The following is a 17,231-nucleotide window of genomic DNA, read 5'->3' as shown; positions in this document are numbered from 1 at the left end:
GACGCCGACGTCCCGTGCGTCACTCCAGTGACGTTCTCGATTCTGCCTCAGTTCCCTCCACCGACCTACGGATCGGGGCGGTGGGCAGGTTGCGATCAGGACTCGGCGCGCGCCGACCAGCGCTCACCGTGGTGCTCGAGCACGAGCGGCAGCCCGAAGGTGGCGCTGAGGTTCTCGGCGGTGAGGGTGATCGGGATGGGCCCGGCGGCGACGACCTTGCCGTCGCGGATCATGAGGACGTCGGTGAACGACGGCGGGATCTCCTCGACGTGGTGGGTCACGAGGACCATCGCCGGGGCCTCGGTGTCGGCCGCCAGGTCACCGAGCCGGCGCACGAGGTCCTCGCGGCCACCGAGGTCGAGGCCGGCGGCGGGCTCGTCGAGCAGCATCAGCTCGGGGTCGGTCATGAGGGCCCGCGCGATCTGGACGCGCTTGCGCTCACCCTCGCTCAGCGTGCCGTAGGCGCGGTCGGCGAGGTGGTCGGCGCCGAGCGCCTTGAGCAGCTCCATGGCGCGGACGTAGTCGACGTGGTCGTAGCTCTCGCGCCAGCGGCCGATGATGCCGTAGGACGCGGTGACGACGACGTTGCCGACGAGCTCGTCGCCGGGGATCCGCTCGGCCATGGAAGAGCTGGCCAGACCGATCCGGGGCCGCAGCTCGAAGACGTCGACCGCGCCGAGGACCTCGCCGAGGATGCCGGCGACGCCGGACGTCGGGTGCATGCGGGCGGCGGCGATCTGGAGCAGTGTCGTCTTGCCGGCACCGTTGGCGCCCAGCACGACCCAGCGCTCGCCCTCCTCCACCTCCCACGTGACGTCGTCGAGCAGCGTCGAGGCACCGCGACGAACGGTGACTCCGGCGAAGGCGAGGACGTCGCTCATGGCTCGACCCTATGGCAAGGCACTCCGGGGTGCCGACGCGGAGCCCCCTAGGATGACGACGTGTCCGAGCTGCCCGCGTCCGTGCGCCTCGCGCTCTGGGTGACGGCCTCGTGGCGCGGTGACCTCGGCACGACCGATGCCCTCGCCCGCGCCTTCCCGGACCTCGACCACGTCGCCGGTGACCTCGCCCGCCTGGACGTGTGGCGCGACCTCGGGGAGCGCGCGCTCTTCGTGGCGCTGCCCCGTCCGGGCGACATCAGTCGTATGCCGCGTGGCTCGGCCGAGGCGACCGCCCACGCCGCCGACGCCGGCGAGTGCGTCTTCGTCGCAGGCATCGGCGGGGTCCTCGTGCCGACCCTGTCGGAGTTCGGCCCCGAGGGTGACGTCGGGGTGCGCGCGGACTGGACCGCCTACGAGGCGGACCCGGTGCCGCGCCACCGGATGGAGATGCTCGACCTGCGCGAGATCGAGCGCGAGCTCATGACCCGCCTGCGCGAGCACACGGCACGGTTCGAGGAGGTCGGCGGGCACCCGTGGGGTGACGAGGCGCGCGCCGAGGCTCGCGCCGACCTCGACACCGCGCTCTGGGGCATCCCACCGGAGACGTCCGGCCGTGCGTTGCGCCTCATGTCGCTCGCGGCCAACCTCTCCCGGGTCGCGCACCGCAACGCCACCCGGACCTCCCTCGGGTCGGGCGGGCTCGACGCGGCGACGACGGCCAACCGGACGCGGCTGCTGCGCGACCTCGCGGCGGACGCCGACGCGGCCCTGGCCGACGCGACCAACGTCGCCGTCATGTCCATCGCGGGCTGGCGACCGGCCTGACTCAGGCGCTCTGCTCCCCCTCGGCCGAGGCGGCCTCGAGACGGGCGATCAGCGCTCGAGCATAGGCGCGCTCGGCGTCGATGTCGGCGTGGCGCTCGACCGCGCCGTGACGACCACGGGCCGACACGGCATACCCGCCCTCGAGCGGCTCGAGCGCGACGAACGACTCCCCGAGCAGCTCGCGCAGCTGGTCCTCGCGCGGCAGCCACACGACTTTGTCCTGCTCGACGCTGTCGAGCGCCCACTCGGTCGTGCCGTTGAAGCCGATGACGTCGCCGGTCGTGAAGTGGTGGACGTCGACGGTGATCTCGCTGATGACGAACACATCGTCCTCCATGCCGCTCACGGGCACGACGAACCGGTCACCGGAGACGGGCTCCCAGCGCAGTCCGGCGTCGGAGAGCCGGCGGGCGAGCTCGATGGTCAGCATGCCCTCCATCGTCACATTCCCCCGTGTGATCGCCAAGCAACCCTAGATTTGGTCCATGACCGAGCGACCGGAGCTGGAACCGCTGGACGAGGGCACTTTCGAGACCGTCCTGTGCGTCGTCGCCCATCCCGACGACCTCGAGTACGGCACGGCTGCGGCGGTCGACAAGTGGGTGCGGGCGGGCAAGACCGTGACGTACCTGCTGGCGACGCGCGGCGAGGCCGGCATCGACACGATGCCGCCCGAGCAGGCGGGACCGGCACGCGAGCAGGAGGAGCGCGACGGCGCCGCCCGGGTCGGCGTCCACGTCGTGGAGTTCCTCGACGGGTTCACCGACGGCGTCGTGGAGTACGGCCTGCCACTGCGCCGGGCGATCGCGCGCGAGATCCGGATCCGCAAGCCCGACCTGCTCGTCACCACGACGTATGCCGACCGCTTCCCCGGCGGCTTCGTCAACCAGGCCGACCACCGCGCCGTGGGCCTCGCCGTCGTCGACGCCAAGGCCGATGCCGGCAACCGCTGGATCTTCCCCGACCTGCTCGACGAGGGACACGAGCCGTGGCAGGTCGCGCGCCTGCTCGTCGTCGCGGACAGCGACCCGACGCACTTCGTCGACGTCTCGGACCACTTCGACGCCGCGGTGGCGTCGCTGTCGGCCCACGACGCGTACCTCACCGCCCTCGGCCCCGACTACCCGAAGCCGCCGGACCTGCTCGGCACGATCCTGGGCGGCGCCGCCGATGTCGTGGGCGTGCCCTACTCGCTGACGGGACGGCTCGTCGGCTGACTGGGGCCAGCCGGGGCTAGCCGCCGAGGACCGACCGGTAGACCTCGAGCGTGCGGTCGCCGATCGACGCCCACGAGAAGGAGTCGACGGCGCGCTGCCGGCCGGCCCGGCCGAACGCGTGCGCCCGGTCGACGTCGGACACGGCCTCGGTGAGGGCGGCGGCCAGGTCGGCGACGAACCCGTCCGGGTCGACGGGCGTGCCGGTGCCGTCCTGGACCTGCTCGATGGGCACGAGCCACCCGGTCTCCCCGTCGACGACGACCTCCGGGATGCCGCCCGTGGCGGTGGCGACGACGGCGAGCTCGCACGCCATCGCCTCGAGGTTGACGATGCCGAGGGGCTCGTAGACCGACGGGCACGCGAAGACGGTGCCGTGGCTGAGGAGCGCGACGACCTCGTTGCGGGGCAGCATGTCGGGGATCCACACGACGCCCTCGCGCTGGGCGCGGAGGTCGTTCATGAGCCCTTCGACCTCGGCGAGGATCTCCGGGGTGTCGGGGGCGCCGGCGCACAGCACGAGCTGGACGTCGGGCGGCAGCTGGGCGCAGGCCCGCAGCAGGTACGGCAGGCCCTTCTGGCGGGTGATGCGACCGACGAAGACGACCGAGCGCTTGTCGGGGTCGACGCCGTGCTTGCGCACGATCGCGTCGGCCTCGGGTGAGCGGTCGGCCTGCCACAGCTGCGAGTCGATCCCGTTGTGCACCACGTGAACCCGCGCCGGGTCGAGCGTCGGGTAGCTCTTGAGGATGTCCTCGCGCATGCCCGCGCTGACGGCCACGACGGCGGCCGCCGACTCGTAGGCGGTGCGCTCGGCCCACGACGACACGCGGTAGCCGCCGCCGAGCTGCTCGGCCTTCCACGGCCGCATCGGCTCGAGCGAGTGAGCCGTGACGATGTGGGGCATGCCGCCGAGCAGGGAGGCGAGGTGGCCCGCCATGTTGGCGTACCACGTGTGCGAGTGCACGAGGTCGGCGCCGACGCAGTCGCCGGCCATGCTGACGTCGACACCCAGGGTCTGCATCGCCGCGTTGCCGTCGGCGAGCTCGCTCAGGTCGGCGTACGCCGTCGTGCCCTCCTCGTCGCGCGGGGCGCCGAAGCAGCGCACCTGCACGTCGATGTCGCCGCGCGAGCGCAACGCCCGGACGAGCTCTGCCACGTGAACACCCGCGCCTCCGTAGATGGCCGGCGGGTACTCCTTGCTGAGGATGTCGACGCGCACGTTCCGACCCTAGTGCCGGTCCGATCCCGAGGAGCGAAAAGCTCTGTCCATCTTGCGCGCTGAACCTGCCGAGCGACGGATCGCTGCCCTAGGGTGGCGTGCATGGCCCGACGAAGCCCAGCAGCTGGTCCGAAAGTCCTCGCGATCGTGCTCGCTGGCGGTGAGGGCAAGCGCTTGATGCCGCTCACCGCCGACCGGGCCAAACCCGCCGTACCGTTCGCCGGCATCTACCGGCTCATCGACCTGGCCCTGTCCAACGTCGTCAACTCCGGCTACCTCAAGGTCGTCGTGCTGACGCAGTACAAGTCGCACAGCCTCGACGCGCACGTCACGAAGACGTGGCGCATGTCGACGCTCCTCGGCAACTACGTCACGACGGTGCCGGCGCAGCAGCGTGTCGACAAGAACTGGTACCTCGGCAGCGCGGACGCGATCTACCAGAGCCTCAACCTGATTCACGACGAGCGGCCCGACATCGTCGTCGTCGTCGGGGCCGACCACGTCTACCGCATGGACTTCAGCGCCATGGTCGACCAGCACATCGAGTCGGGCGCCGCGTGCACCGTCGCCGCCATCCGCCAGCCGATCTCGCTCGCCAACCAGTTCGGCGTCATCGAGGTCGACGACACCGACCCGTCCAAGATCGCCGCGTTCCTCGAGAAGCCGAGCGACCCCAAGGGGCTGCCCGACAACCCCGAGGAGGTGCTCGCCTCGATGGGCAACTACGTCTTCACCGCAGCCGCCCTCGAGGAGGCCGTGACGACCGACCGCGACACCGACTCGAACCACGACATGGGCGGCGACATCGTGCCGTACTTCGTCGGTCGCGGTGAGGCGGGCGTCTACGACTTCAAGGACAACGACGTCCCCGGGGCGACCGAGCGCGACCGCGGCTACTGGCGCGACGTCGGCACCATCGAGTCGTACTACGACGCGCACATGGACCTCATCTCGATCCACCCGGTCTTCAACCTCTACAACTACGAGTGGCCGATCTACACCCAGCACAGCCCCTACCCGCCGGCGAAGTTCGTGCACGGCAGCGGTGACCGCATCGGTGAGGCGCTCAACTCGGCCGTCTCCCCCGGCGTCGTCGTCTCGGGCGCGCACATCTACGCGTCAGTGCTCTCGCCCCTCGTGCACGTCCACTCCTACGCGAGCATCCAGGGGTCGGTGCTGCTCGACGGCGTCGAGGTCGGACGGCACGCCCAGATCCGTCGCGCGATCATCGACAAGAACGTCGTGATCCCCGAGGGCTGTCAGATCGGCATCGACCACGAGCACGACCGGGCCCGCGGCTTCCACGTGACCGAGACGGGCATCGTCGTGGTCGGCAAGGGCCAGGTCGTCACCCGGTGAGCTCGGGCATCACCGAGGAGCTCGCGGCGCCGGCGAGCGCGGCCGACCCACGGCCCGCGCGGGTCGGCGTCCAGATCCCGCCGCAGCACGCGACGTGGGCGCAGATCCGCCGCACCGCAAGCACGCTCGAGGAGATGGGCGTCGACCTGCTGCTGACGTGGGATCACTTCTTCCCCCTGAGCGGTGACAGCGGCGGGATGCACTTCGAGTGCTGGACGATGCTCGGTGCCTGGGCGGAGTCGACCGAGGCCGTCGAGATCGGCGCGCTCGTCACGTGCAACAGCTACCGCAACCCGAACCTGCTCGCCGACATGGCCCGCACCGTCGACCACGTGAGCGGTGGGCGGCTGATCCTCGGGATCGGATCTGGCTGGAAGCAGCTCGACTACGACGAGTACGGCTACGACTTCGGCACGGCCGGCGGTCGCCTCGACGACCTCGCCCGCGACCTTCCGGTCATCCGTGACCGCTGGACGCGCCTCAACCCGCCACCGACCCGCGACATCCCGATCCTCATCGGCGGTGGCGGCGAGAAGAAGACGCTGCGCATCGTGGCCGAGCACGCGGACATCTGGCACGGCTTCGGCGACCGCGCCGAGATCGCGCACAAGCACCGGGTCCTCGACGAGTGGTGCGCCCGCCGCGGCCGGGACCCGCTCGAGATCGAGCGGTCGGCCGGTGTCGCCTTCGTCCCGGGCCGCAACCCGGACCAGTCCGGCGACTACGCGAGCAACGCCCAGCAGCTGCACGAGATCGGCACGCGCCTGTTCACCGCGAGCGTCGCCGCAGCCGACCCGGACATGGCACGGGTGCGGGACCTGCTGCAGTGGCGCGACGAGATGAACTCCTCACGAGCGAGTGCGAGGACAGCACCCGCCTGAGGGTACGAACCGGGCATGTTTACCGCGACCTTCTGGGGACTCGTCGGCGGGGCTGCCCTGCTCGTCGGCGCACTGCTCGGCCTCTACGCTCGTGCCTCGTACCGGGCCATCGGGCTCGTCATGGCGTTCGGGGCCGGCGTGCTCATCAGCGCCGTGGCCTTCGAGCTGACCGAGGACGCCTTCCGCTCCGGCGGCACCGCGCCCGTCGTCATCGGGCTCGTCAGCGGTTCGCTCGTCTTCTTCGTCGGCGACTGGCTCATCGACCGCCGCGGCGGCCACCGTCGTAAGAGCCCCACCGGCGGACCGCAGCAAGGGGCCGGCGCCATGGCGCTCGTCCTCGGAGCCCTTCTCGACGGCATCCCCGAGTCGGCGGCGATCGGCGTGAGCCTGCTCGGTGGCGGAGAGGTCGGCATCGCGATGGTCGCGGCCGTCTTCCTGTCCAACGTGCCCGAGTCGATGTCGGCCAGCGCCGGCCTCAAGCGGGCCGGACGCTCGACCGGCCAGATCCTGCGACTGTGGCTCCTCGTGATGGTCGCCTCGGGACTCGCCGCGGGGGCCGGCTTCGTCCTGCTCCAGGGCGCCTCCCCCGCCCTCGTGGCAGGCATCCAGACGTTCGCGGCCGGCGCCATCATCACGATGCTCGCCGACACGATGATGCCCGAGGCGACCGAGCACGCGGGGCGGCTCGTCGGCCTCGTGACGATGCTCGGTTTTGCCCTCGCGTTCCTGCTGAGCGCGCTGGGTTGACGAACCGCGCCACCCGGCATACGCCCTCGGACGACCGGCCGCATCCCGGAAGGGAGCGCGGCGAGGCGCGCGGCGTCACTACCCTGACGCGGGTGACCGAAGCGAACAGCACGGACGGAACGGACATCCACACCCTCAGCGTGACCGTGACGGGGGACGACCGTCCCGGCGTCACCGGGACCCTCCTGGGAGCGCTGTCCGGCGTCGACGCCGAGGTCCTCGACATCCAGCAGGTCGTCGTCAACGGCCACCTGACGCTGACCGTCCTGCTGCGCCCAGGCGCCCACGTCGAGCGGCTGCGCGACGCCGCCGCGGTGGCCGCGCACCGTCTCGGCCTGACCCTGACCGTCGACGAGGGCACCGGCGTCAACGCGCGGTCACGCCAGGGTCGAGCGGCCGTCGTCGTCCTCGGGGCACCTCTGCGCGCGGACGCGGTCTCGCTCGTGACGAGCCGCATCGCCGACCACGGCGCCAACATCGATCGCATCCGCCGGCTGTCGCGCTACCCCGTGACGACCGTCGAGTTCGACATCTCCGGCGCCGACGTGCCCTCGCTGCGCACCGAGCTGGCCCTCGTGGCCACCTCGGAGGGGATCGACATCGCCGTGGCGCCGGGTGGTCTCGCCCGCCGCGGTCGGCGCCTCGTCGTGCTCGACGTCGACTCGACGCTGATCCAGCAGGAGGTCATCGAGCTGCTCGCCGCGCACTGCGGCCGCGAGGCCGAGGTGGCCGAGGTGACGGCCCGTGCCATGGCGGGTGAGCTCGACTTCGAGGAGTCCCTGCGGGCGCGCGTCGCGACCCTCGCAGGCCTGCCGGCATCGGTGCTCGACGAGGTGCGCGAGGCCGTGGAGCTGACGCCGGGAGCTCGGACGCTGGTGCGCACCCTCAAGCGCCTCGGCTTCACCGTCGGGCTCGTCAGCGGCGGCTTCATCGAGATCGTCGGCGAGCTCGCCGACGACCTCGGGATCGACCACGCCCGCGCCAACCGGCTCGAGATCGTCGACGGGCACCTGACCGGGCAGGTCGTCGGCGAGGTCGTCGACCGCGCCGGCAAGGCCCGCGCCCTGCGCGAGTTCGCCGACGAGGAGGGGCTGCCGCTCAGCCGCACCGTCGCCATCGGGGACGGCGCCAACGACCTCGACATGCTCGACATCGCAGGCCTCGGGGTCGCCTTCAACGCCAAGCCCGTCGTGCAGGAGCAGGCCCAGACCGCGGTCAACGTGCCCTACCTCGACTCGGTGCTCTACCTGCTCGGGATCTCGCGCGAGGAGATCGAGGAAGCCGATCTCGACGACGGCACGCCGACCCAGGCTCCGCCCGTCCCACACGCCGGTCACTAGGCTGGCGCGATGCAGTCCGTCGCTCCACCGTCCACACCCCCGAATACCGGCGGCGTCCGCCGCACGTTGCTCATCATCGGCGGTGCAGAGGACCGGATCGGTCGTTCGGTCGTGCTCAAGCGCTTCATCAAGCTCGCCGGGGGTCGGCGCTCGCACATCGTCGTCATCCCGACGGCCTCGTCGTACGCCGGCGAGGTGTCCGAGGCCTACCGCGACGTCTTCACCCGCCTGCGTGGCGGTGACGTCTCGGTCGTCCACCCGGAGACGCGCCGCGACTCGAACGACCCCGCCATGGTCGAGGCCCTCGACACGGCGACCGGTGTCTTCCTCACCGGAGGCAGCCAGGTCAAGCTCGCCCAGAACATCGTCGGCACCCCCGTCGGCGCCGCGATCGTGCGGGCCTACGAGCGCGGCGCCGTCATCGCCGGCACGTCCGCCGGTGCCTCGATCATGAGCCGGTTCATGATCTCGCTCGGCGAGGAGGGCCTGACGCCCAAGCAGCGCGCCAGCCAGATCTCGGCCGGGCTCGGTCTCGTCGAGGACGTCATCATCGACCAGCACTTCGACCAGCGGGGTCGCTACGGGCGGCTCATGTCGATGGTCGCCGCGTCGCCCAACCTGCTCGGCATGGGCATCGACGAGAACACCGCCGCCGAGATCCGTGACGGCAAGGTCATGTCGGTCATCGGGGCCGGTTCGATCTTCCTCGTCAACGCCCGCAACGCCATCACCGACGCCCCCGACGCGCGTCGCGGGGCGCCCCTGCTCGTTTCGGGCGCGGTCGTGCACTCGCTGCCCACGGGCAGTACGTTCGACCTGGACCACGTCGAGCTGACCGCCTTCGTCGAACGCCACCCGGACATCGAGGGCGCGGTCGTCCCCGCCAAGGTCCGTGCGGCGCGCTCGACGACGAGCAGCGCCGCTCACTGAGTCCCGCCCGCCCGCACCAGCACGTCGCACCAGCACGCCGCACCAGCACGCCGCACCAACGGTCGGGGGCCTGCCGCACGGCACGCCCCGCACGACCCCCCGTAGGAGGAGACCCATGGCCGTCGAGGTACCCACCCCCACAGGACCGGCCCGACCGGACCTGAAGATCCTCGAGACCCGGATCTACCGCGGACCCAACGTGTGGTCCTACCAGCAGGCGATCCACCTCGTCGTCGACCTCGGCAGCCTCGAGGAGTACCCCACCGTCTCGCTCCCGGGCTTCACCGACCAGCTCGTCGAGCTCGTCCCGGGCCTCGAGCGGCACACCTGCTCGCTCGGCCGGCGCGGCGGCTTCATCGAGCGCCTGCACGAGGGCACCTGGCTCGGCCACGTCGCCGAGCACGTCGCGCTGCAGCTGCAGACCCTGGCCGGCCACGACTCGCGCCGGGGCAAGACCCGCGCGGTCAAGGGCAGGCCCGGGCACTACAACGTCGTCTACAGCTACACCGACGAGACGGTGGGCGTGGCCGCGGGCAAGCTCGCCGTGCGCCTCATCAACCACCTCGTCGACGCCGAGGACGGCTTCGACTTCGAGACCGAGTTCAACGCCTTCCTGCGCCAGGCCGAGCGGGTCGCCTTCGGGCCGTCCACCGCGGCCATCCTCGAGGAGGCCGCCTCGCGCGACATCCCCTTCATCCGACTGAACGCGGCCTCGCTGGTCCAGCTCGGCCAGGGCGTCCACGCCCAGCGCATCCGCGCCACCATGACCTCCAAGACCGGCGCCCTCGCCGTCGACATCGCGAGCGACAAGGACCTGACGACCAAGCTCCTCGGCTCGGCCGGCCTGCCCGTGCCGAAGCAGGAGGCCGCGCGGACGCTGCGGGGCACGCTCGACGCCGCCCGACGCATCGGGTTCCCCGTCGTCGTCAAGCCGCTCGACGGCAACCACGGTCGCGGTGTGTGCCTCAACCTCATGAGCGACGAGGAGGTCGAGAAGGCCTACGAGATCGCCAAGGCGGAGTCGCGACGCGGCACGATCATCGTCGAGTCCTTCGTGACCGGCCGCGACTACCGCTGCCTCATCGTCGGCGGACGCATGCAGGCCATCGCCGAGCGCGTGCCCGCCCACGTCGTCGGCGACGGCACCCACACCGTCGCCGAGCTCGTCGACATCACGAACGCCGACCCGCGCCGCGGTGTCGGCCACGAGAAGGTCCTGACGAAGATCAAGGTCGACGCCAACGCCATCGACATCCTCGCCGGCCAGGGGCACACGCTCGAGTCGGTGCCGCCCGAGGGCGAGATGGTCAAGCTCGCCCTGACCGGCAACATGTCGACCGGCGGCATCTCGATCGACCGCACCTTCGACGCGCACCCGGACAACGTGGAGATCGCCGAGGAGGCGGCGCGCATCGTCGGTCTCGACGTCGCCGGCATCGACTTCATCTGTCCCGACATCACCTACCCCGTGCGCGAGACCGGCGGCGCGATCTGCGAGGTCAACGCCGCGCCCGGCTTCCGCATGCACACGCACCCGACCGTGGGTGAGCCGCAGTTCATCGCCAAGCCTGTCGTCGACCTGCTCTTCCCGCCGGGCGCGCAGTCGCGCGTGCCGATCGTCGCCGTCACCGGCACCAACGGCAAGACGACGACCTCGCGCATGATCGCCCACATCTTCAAGGGCCTCGGGCGCAAGGTCGGCATGACCTCGACCGACGGTGTCGTCATCGACGAGCGTCTCGTCATCAAGGCCGACGCGTCGGGTCCCCGCTCGGCCCGGATGGTGCTGCAGAACCCGCGCGTCGACTTCGCCGTCATGGAGGTCGCCCGTGGTGGCATCCTCCGCGAGGGTCTCGGCTACGACCGCAACGACATCGCCGTCGTCACCAACGTCGCCCCGGATCACCTGGGCCTCAAGGGAATCGACACGCTCCGCCAGCTCGCCGACGTCAAGGCCGTCATCGTCGAGGCCGTGCCGCGCGACGGCTTCGCGGTGCTCAACGCCGACGACGTCAACGTGCGCAACATGCGCCGGCGCTGCTCCGGCGGCATCGTCTGGTTCACCATGGCCGAGCCCGGCAGCGAGGTCCGCGAGTTCGTCGACGACTACTGCCGTCGCGGCGGACGCGCAGTCGTGCTCGAGCCGAGCGACCGCGGCGAGATGATCGTCATCAAGCACGGTCGCCGCAGCATGCAGCTCGCGTGGACGCACCTGCTGCCCTCGACGTTCGGCGGCGCGGCGCGCTTCAACGTGGCCAACGCGCTCGCTGCCGCCGGCGCGGCGTTCGCCGCGGGCGCGCCGCTGCACGACATCCGGCAGGGACTGCGCACGTTCGCGACGACCTACTACCTCTCCCCCGGACGCCTCAACCTCGTGCAGGTGGGCAACGCCGACGTCTTCGTCGACTACTGCCACAACGCCGCCGGCATGAAGGAGCTCGGCGCGTTCGTCGACCGCTACGCCGCCCAGAGGGAGGGTCAGTCCGACCTCGGCCGCAGCTCACGCATCGGCATGATCGGCGCGGCCGGCGACCGCCGCGACGACGACATGCGCGAGCTCGGCGCGGTGGCCGCCCAGCACTTCGACGTCATCGTGGTGCGGGAGGACGAGCGCCTTCGCGGCCGCAAGCCCGGCGAGACCGCCGCACTCGTGGCAGAGGGAGCCCACGCCGCCATGAAGGACGGCGCCCGCTGCCGTCAGGTCGAGGTGGTGCTCGACGAGCTCGAGGCCGTGCGCCACGTGCTCGCCAGGACCAACCCCGGCGACCTCGTCGTCATGTGCGTCGACCAGCACGCGCTCGTCGTCGCCGAGCTCGAGGAGCGCACCAAGCACGCCCAGGCCGGTGCCCGCATCGGCACGCCGGCTGCAGCGACGAGCGACCCCGACCTCGACCCGACCACCCTCACCGAGACGGCCGAGGCCGAGGGTGAGGCACTCGGCGCCGTGCCGACGGACGCGCAGCCCGTGCCAGCGGACGACACCGCCATCTGACCTCGACAACTCCGCCCGGGCGGACCTATCGCGGTCGATCACGCACCAAACCCCACCACAACTCCGCCCCGGCGGACCTACCGAGGTCGATCAGGCGACAAGCCCCTCGACAACTCCGCCACGGCGGACCTATCGAGGTCGATCACCCACGGAACCCCACCACAACTCCGCCCGGGCGGGCCTTGCGGGTCGATCGCGCGACAAGCCCCACCACAACTCCGCCCGGGCGGAGTTGTGGTGCGGGCGGGCGCGCGGGTGGTTGGCCCCGGTCGCGCGGGGTCAGTCGGCGGCGGGGGCGAGCTCGTCGGCGTAGGCCCGCAGCGCGCGGCGGTAGGCCTGCGTGTCGACGTCGGTCGTCGCCTCGAGCGTCGCGCGGATGAGGTCCGCGACCGCCTGGCGCTCCTGGCCGAGGTCGGCCTGCACGAGCGCCCGCAGCATGAGCGCGGCGGTGTTGTGCGGACGGGCCTCGAGCACGTCGGCGACGAGCTGCTGCGCCTCCGAGGCGCGTCCGACGACGCGCAGGCTCGAGGCGAGCTGCAGCTGGGCACGGTGTCGGTGCGGCTCGCGCAGGCCACCCTCGAGCGCCTCCTCGTAGAGGCCGATGGCGCCCTGCTCGTCGCCCAAGGCGTCCTTGGCCCCGGCCAGCTCGAAGACGAGTCGCGGGTCGCCGGGGTGCCCGTCGACGAGCTCCTGGGCCGCGGCCAGGCGGGCCTGCTCGTCGGTCATCTCCCACAGTGCCGAGATCTCGGCCTCGAGCTCGTGCTCTCCGCGGGCGGCGACGACCTTGCGGCGGATCGAACGCGCGTCGTCGACCTTTCCGCCGTGCGCGCGGATCCACGCGTCGACCTCGGAGCGCTCCGCGTGGCACATGAGGGCGATGACGTCCCCGTCCAGAGCGTGGGGCACGAGAGCCTCGAGGGCCTCGAGCTCGGTGTCGTGTCCCGGCACGTCGAGGACGCCGACCTTGGCGAGTCCCTCGCGGAAGAGCCCGAGCAGCTCCTCGGGCTCGCGGCCGCGCAGGTAGTGGCGAGCGATCTTCAGGGCCACCTCCTCGGCTCCCCGGCCGGCGATCTCGCCCATGGCGATGATGGCGTCGTCGGCACGGTCGCCGGCGCAGCCGAGTCCGAGACGCACGGCGCCGCCGGGCGCGGCGAGGCCGCGGGCGACCTCGAGCAACGCCTCGAGGCCAGCCTCGTTGTGGGCCATGTCCATGATGACCGTGGCCTTGCCGCCGCTCGGCAGCGGCAGGGAGTAGGTGTTGAGCCGCCCCCAGTTGTGCTCGGGGTCAGGGGCGAAGGTGCGCAGGCCCTCGACGACGGCCGAGCGCGGGACGCCGAGGCCGAGCGCAGCAGCAGCGCCGGCCAGCGCGTTGGCGATGTTGTTGCGGGACAGCCCGCTCAGCGTCATCGGCACGTCGACGATCTTGACGAGTCGGTCGGGGTCGCCGTTGGGCGACAGCACGACGATCTCGCCGTCGAGGACGGTGATGCCGCGACCACCGGAGTTGATCGACTCCCAGAGGGCCGGCGACGCCGGGTCGAGGCTGAAGGCCCACGGCTTGGCCTTGATGCCGAAGCGCATCGCCCACACGCGTGGGTCGTCGCCGTTGAGCACGACCCAACCCTGGGGCTTGGTCACCGTCGTGACGATGGCCTTGACCTCGGCCAGCTGGTCGAGGGTGTCGATGCCCTGCAGGCCGAGGTGATCGGCGCTGACGTTGGTGACGACGCTGACGTCGTTGGCCGTGACGCCCATCCCCTTGAGGAGCATGCCGCCTCGCGCGGTCTCGAGGATGCCGATGTCGAGGCCGGGCGTCTCGAGGACCCCACGCGCACCGGCGGGTCCGGAGAAGTCGCCCTCCTCCTTGGTCTCGCCCATGACGACGACGCCGTCGGTCGAGCTCCACGCGGTGGTGAGGCCGGCGCTCATGCACATGTGCGCCATGAGGCGCGTCGTCGTGGTCTTGCCGTTGGTCCCGGTGACGGACGCGACGGGCACCGTGGGGGTGATGACGCTCGGCCCGGGACCGTCCGGCGCCGCGAGGATGACGGCGGCGGCCGCCTCGATGACCTCGTCGGCACGACGTGACGGGTCGAGCAGCCCGGCCATGACGGCGCCGACCTGCTCCCCCGCGACGCGGCCGCGCGTGCGGTGCACCCACGGGAAGGCGAGCACGACGTCGTCGACCGTCTGACCGGCCCGCACGCGTACGCCCAGCCGTCCGGCACCGATCTCGCTGCCGACCCGGCGCGTCACGGTACGGATGACGCGCATGACGAACCGCTGGCGCAGCGCGGTGCCCCGCTTGCCCGGACGGGCCGAGCGCATGCCGAGCCTCTGGGCCAGCGCCTCGGCATCCGTGCGCTTGAGCGCGAGGTAACCGGGGACGTGCAGGATGACCTTGATCGTGGGCCGGGCGAAGTAGAGGTTGGGCCCGTCGAGCACCCGCACCTCGTCGACCCGCACCGCCGCCACCGGGGCCGGCACCGCCTCGGGATCGTTCGTCGTCAGGGGGCTGGACTCGGTCCCGGCGTGAGGCATGGGCAGGACTCTAGCGAGAGCGCCGGAAGGCGTGCGACGTCACTGCCCCATGGCGTGGACGCCGCCGTCGACGTGGACGATCTCGCCGGTCGTGGCGGGGAACCAGTCGGACAGCAGGGCCGCGCAGGCCTTGGCCGCGGGCACCGGGTCGTTGACGTCCCAGCCGAGCGGCGCGCGGTCGTCCCAGACCTTCTCGAACTGCTCGAAGCCCGGGATGGACTTCGCGGCCGTCGTGCGGATGGGCCCGGCGGCGACGAGGTTGCAGCGCACGTCGCTGGGGCCGAGGTCGCGGGCGAGGTAGCGGTTGGTGGACTCGAAGGCCGCCTTGGCGACGCCCATCCAGTCGTAGACCGGCCAGGCGAACTTCGCGTCGAAGGTGAGCCCGACGACGCTGCCACCCTCGGACATCAGGGGCAGGGTGGCGACCGCGAGGGCCTTGAGGCTGTAGGCCGAGATGTGCACGGCCGTCGACACGTCCTCCCAGGTGCCCTCGAGGAAGTTGAAGGCGCCCTGCGGGGCGAAGCCGATGGAGTGCAGCACGCCGTCGAGGCCGTCGACGTGCTCGCGCAGACGCTCGGCGAGGGTGTCGAGGTGCTCCTGGTCGGCCACGTCGAGCTCGATCACGACAGGCGTCTCGGGCAGGCGCTTGGCGATGGTCTGGGTGATCTTCATCGTCCGGCCGAACGAGGTGAGGATGACGGTGGCACCCTCCTGCTGGGCGATCTTCGCGACGTGGAACGCGATCGAGCTGTCCATGAGGACACCGGTGATGAGGAGCTTCTTGCCTTCGAGGATTCCCATGCCTGCGACTTTCTCGTGTGGTGGGGACGCTTGGTGCGCAACGCTGCTGACGGCATACGTGCGTATGCCGTGTGGTGGGCTCAGTGCCCCATGCCGAGCCCGCCGTCGACCGGGATCACTGCACCGGTGATGTAGGCGGCGTCGTCGCTCGCGACGAACCGCACGACCGCGGCGACCTCCTCGGGCGTGGCGAATCGGCCCGCGGGGATGTTGGCGAGGTAGGCCTTCTTCTGCTCGTCCGGCAGGACTGCCGTCATCTCGGTGTCGATGAAGCCGGGCGCCACGACGTTGGCCGTGATGCCGCGGCCACCGAGCTCGCGCGAGATGGAGCGGGCGAGACCGACGAGGCCCGACTTGGACGCGGCGTAGTTCGTCTGGCCCGGCGAGCCGTAGAGGCCGACGACGCTGCTGATCAGCACGATGCGGCCGCGACGCCGGCGGATCATGCCGGTCGCGGCTCGGCGGGCGCAGCGGAAGGCGCCGGCGAGGTTGGTGTCGATGACGGAGTCGAACTCGTCGTCGCTCATGCGCATCAGGAGGGTGTCGCGGGTGATGCCGGCGTTGGCCACGAGCACCTCGACGGGGCCGCCGAAGATCTCCTCGGCGGCCTTGAACGCGGCGTCGACGGAGGCGGAGTCGGTGACCTCGCAGATGACGCCTTGCAGGCCCTCCGGCGGCTCCCCGGAGCGGTGGGTGATGACGACGTTGTCGCCGGCGTCGGCGAAGGCCCTGGCGATGGCCAGGCCGATGCCGCGGTTGCCTCCGGTGACGAGCACGTTGCGCGCCTCGGTCGTTGACACAGTGCGTTCCTCCATCCGTCCGGCCGCTGCCGGGTCGCTGCCGGGTCGCTGCCCTGCACGGAAACCTAACGGACTACCGAAGGGTAGACAGCACCGCGGCACGCGGCTGGGACAGGCTTATGGTGGAAGGGTGCCAAGAGCCAAGAACGAACCCGTGGTGCACACCGTCACCTCGGCCTCGACGTCCAGCACGGACGACCAGGACCAGCGCGTCAGGCGCTACCTGACGATGATGGGCATCCGCATCGCGTGCTTCGGCCTCGTCTTCGTCACGTCGGGGTGGCTGCGCTGGACCGCCGTCGTCGCCGCCGTGTTCATCCCCTACGTCGCCGTCGTGCTCGCGAATGCCGTGAGCCCGCGTCAGCCCGGCAGCATCCAGTCGGTGGTGCCGCGGGACGACACGCAGCGCCTCGAGCAGTGAGCGGTCCGCTCTCCCCGGCCTCGTCCGCGGTCGAGGTCGAACACGTCTGCAGCGCGAAGGGCTGCCGTGCCACCGCCCGTCACGCCGTCATCTGGAACAACCCCAAGCTGCACACGGCCGACCGTCGAAAGGTGTGGCTGGCCTGCGACGAGCACGAGAAGTCGCTGGCCGACTTCGTGGCGCTGCGGGGCTTCCTCATCGAGGTCGTCCCCGTCGGACAGCTCACCGACACCGACGGTTGAGCGCTCCCGGGCGTGGGGTGCCGGCCGTCGGCGCC

Annotated in this window: 16 protein-coding genes; 10 read left to right on the top strand and 6 right to left on the bottom strand. The window is 71.4% G+C overall.

Annotation, left to right across the window (positions count from 1 at the left end; translation table 11 throughout):
* Positions 1-95: 95 nt before the first annotated feature.
* Positions 96-881 (bottom strand): ABC transporter ATP-binding protein, encoded by a 786-nt coding sequence (locus U5C87_RS14365; protein WP_330473219.1) that lies wholly within the window; start codon positions 879-881, stop codon positions 96-98.
* Between the two features lie 60 nt (positions 882-941).
* Between U5C87_RS14365 and U5C87_RS14360 the strand changes: the two genes are divergently transcribed.
* Positions 942-1,706, top strand: a complete 765-nt coding sequence (locus tag U5C87_RS14360; RefSeq protein ID WP_330473218.1) for a hypothetical protein — start codon at positions 942-944, stop codon at positions 1,704-1,706.
* A gap of 1 nt (position 1,707) precedes the next feature.
* On the opposite strand, the gene U5C87_RS14355 is transcribed toward U5C87_RS14360, so the two are convergent.
* A complete protein-coding gene (locus tag U5C87_RS14355) occupies positions 1,708-2,136 on the bottom strand; it encodes a pilus assembly protein CpaE (protein ID WP_330473217.1) in 429 nt (142 codons plus the stop codon).
* Between the two features lie 55 nt (positions 2,137-2,191).
* Between U5C87_RS14355 and U5C87_RS14350 the strand changes: the two genes are divergently transcribed.
* Positions 2,192-2,923, top strand: a complete 732-nt coding sequence (locus tag U5C87_RS14350; RefSeq protein WP_330473216.1) for a PIG-L deacetylase family protein — start codon at positions 2,192-2,194, stop codon at positions 2,921-2,923.
* Positions 2,924-2,939: 16 nt separating this feature from the next.
* Here the strand turns inward: U5C87_RS14350 and glgA are convergent, their stop codons facing one another.
* Positions 2,940-4,142 (bottom strand): glycogen synthase, encoded by a 1,203-nt coding sequence (glgA, locus tag U5C87_RS14345; RefSeq protein WP_330473215.1) that lies wholly within the window; start codon positions 4,140-4,142, stop codon positions 2,940-2,942.
* A gap of 102 nt (positions 4,143-4,244) precedes the next feature.
* Here glgA and glgC point away from each other — a divergent pair, with 102 nt between their 5' ends.
* The 6 genes from glgC (at position 4,245) to cphA (ending at position 12,391) form a co-directional block, all read left to right on the top strand.
* Positions 4,245-5,501 (top strand): glucose-1-phosphate adenylyltransferase, encoded by a 1,257-nt coding sequence (glgC, locus tag U5C87_RS14340; protein WP_330473214.1) that lies wholly within the window; start codon positions 4,245-4,247, stop codon positions 5,499-5,501.
* Positions 5,498-6,382: an LLM class F420-dependent oxidoreductase gene (locus tag U5C87_RS14335; protein ID WP_330473213.1), complete on the top strand. Its 885-nt coding sequence runs from the start codon at positions 5,498-5,500 to the stop codon at positions 6,380-6,382. The genes glgC and U5C87_RS14335 overlap by 4 nt, the downstream gene beginning before the upstream one ends.
* Before the next feature lie 15 nt (positions 6,383-6,397).
* Positions 6,398-7,129, top strand: a complete 732-nt coding sequence (locus U5C87_RS14330) for a ZIP family metal transporter (RefSeq protein ID WP_330473212.1) — start codon at positions 6,398-6,400, stop codon at positions 7,127-7,129.
* Positions 7,130-7,221: 92 nt separating this feature from the next.
* A complete protein-coding gene (gene serB / locus U5C87_RS14325; protein ID WP_330473211.1) occupies positions 7,222-8,469 on the top strand; it encodes a phosphoserine phosphatase SerB in 1,248 nt (415 codons plus the stop codon).
* A 9-nt stretch (positions 8,470-8,478) separates the two neighbouring features.
* Positions 8,479-9,399, top strand: coding sequence for a cyanophycinase (locus tag U5C87_RS14320; protein WP_330473210.1), 921 nt, complete (start codon positions 8,479-8,481; stop codon positions 9,397-9,399).
* Positions 9,400-9,514: 115 nt separating this feature from the next.
* On the top strand, positions 9,515-12,391 hold the full coding sequence (cphA, locus tag U5C87_RS14315; protein WP_330473209.1) for a cyanophycin synthetase: 2,877 nt from the start codon (positions 9,515-9,517) through the stop codon (positions 12,389-12,391).
* A 279-nt stretch (positions 12,392-12,670) separates the two neighbouring features.
* On the opposite strand, the gene U5C87_RS14310 is transcribed toward cphA, so the two are convergent.
* The 3 genes from U5C87_RS14310 to fabG form a co-directional block, all read right to left on the bottom strand.
* Positions 12,671-14,932: a tetratricopeptide repeat protein gene (locus U5C87_RS14310; RefSeq protein WP_330473208.1), complete on the bottom strand. Its 2,262-nt coding sequence runs from the start codon at positions 14,930-14,932 to the stop codon at positions 12,671-12,673.
* 39 nt (positions 14,933-14,971) lie between these two features.
* On the bottom strand, positions 14,972-15,733 hold the full coding sequence (gene fabI, locus U5C87_RS14305) for an enoyl-ACP reductase FabI (RefSeq protein WP_330473207.1): 762 nt from the start codon (positions 15,731-15,733) through the stop codon (positions 14,972-14,974).
* A gap of 80 nt (positions 15,734-15,813) precedes the next feature.
* On the bottom strand, positions 15,814-16,548 hold the full coding sequence (gene fabG / locus U5C87_RS14300; RefSeq protein WP_330473206.1) for a 3-oxoacyl-ACP reductase FabG: 735 nt from the start codon (positions 16,546-16,548) through the stop codon (positions 15,814-15,816).
* Positions 16,549-16,687: 139 nt separating this feature from the next.
* Between fabG and U5C87_RS14295 the strand changes: the two genes are divergently transcribed.
* Entirely contained in the window at positions 16,688-16,954 is a 267-nt protein-coding gene (locus U5C87_RS14295; RefSeq protein WP_330473205.1) for a DUF3099 domain-containing protein, read from the top strand.
* Complete coding sequence (locus U5C87_RS14290; protein WP_330473204.1) at positions 16,951-17,196, top strand: hypothetical protein; 246 nt, start codon at positions 16,951-16,953, stop codon at positions 17,194-17,196. The genes U5C87_RS14295 and U5C87_RS14290 overlap by 4 nt, the downstream gene beginning before the upstream one ends.
* Positions 17,197-17,231 lie beyond the last annotated feature (35 nt).

The sequence above is a fragment of the Terrabacter sp. C0L_2 genome, assembly GCF_036352015.1.
GTDB classification, from domain to species: Bacteria; Actinomycetota; Actinomycetes; order Actinomycetales; family Dermatophilaceae; genus Terrabacter; species Terrabacter tumescens.
The sequence above is the reverse complement of the archived record's forward strand: the minus strand, read 5'-3'. Positions and strand labels throughout refer to the sequence as shown.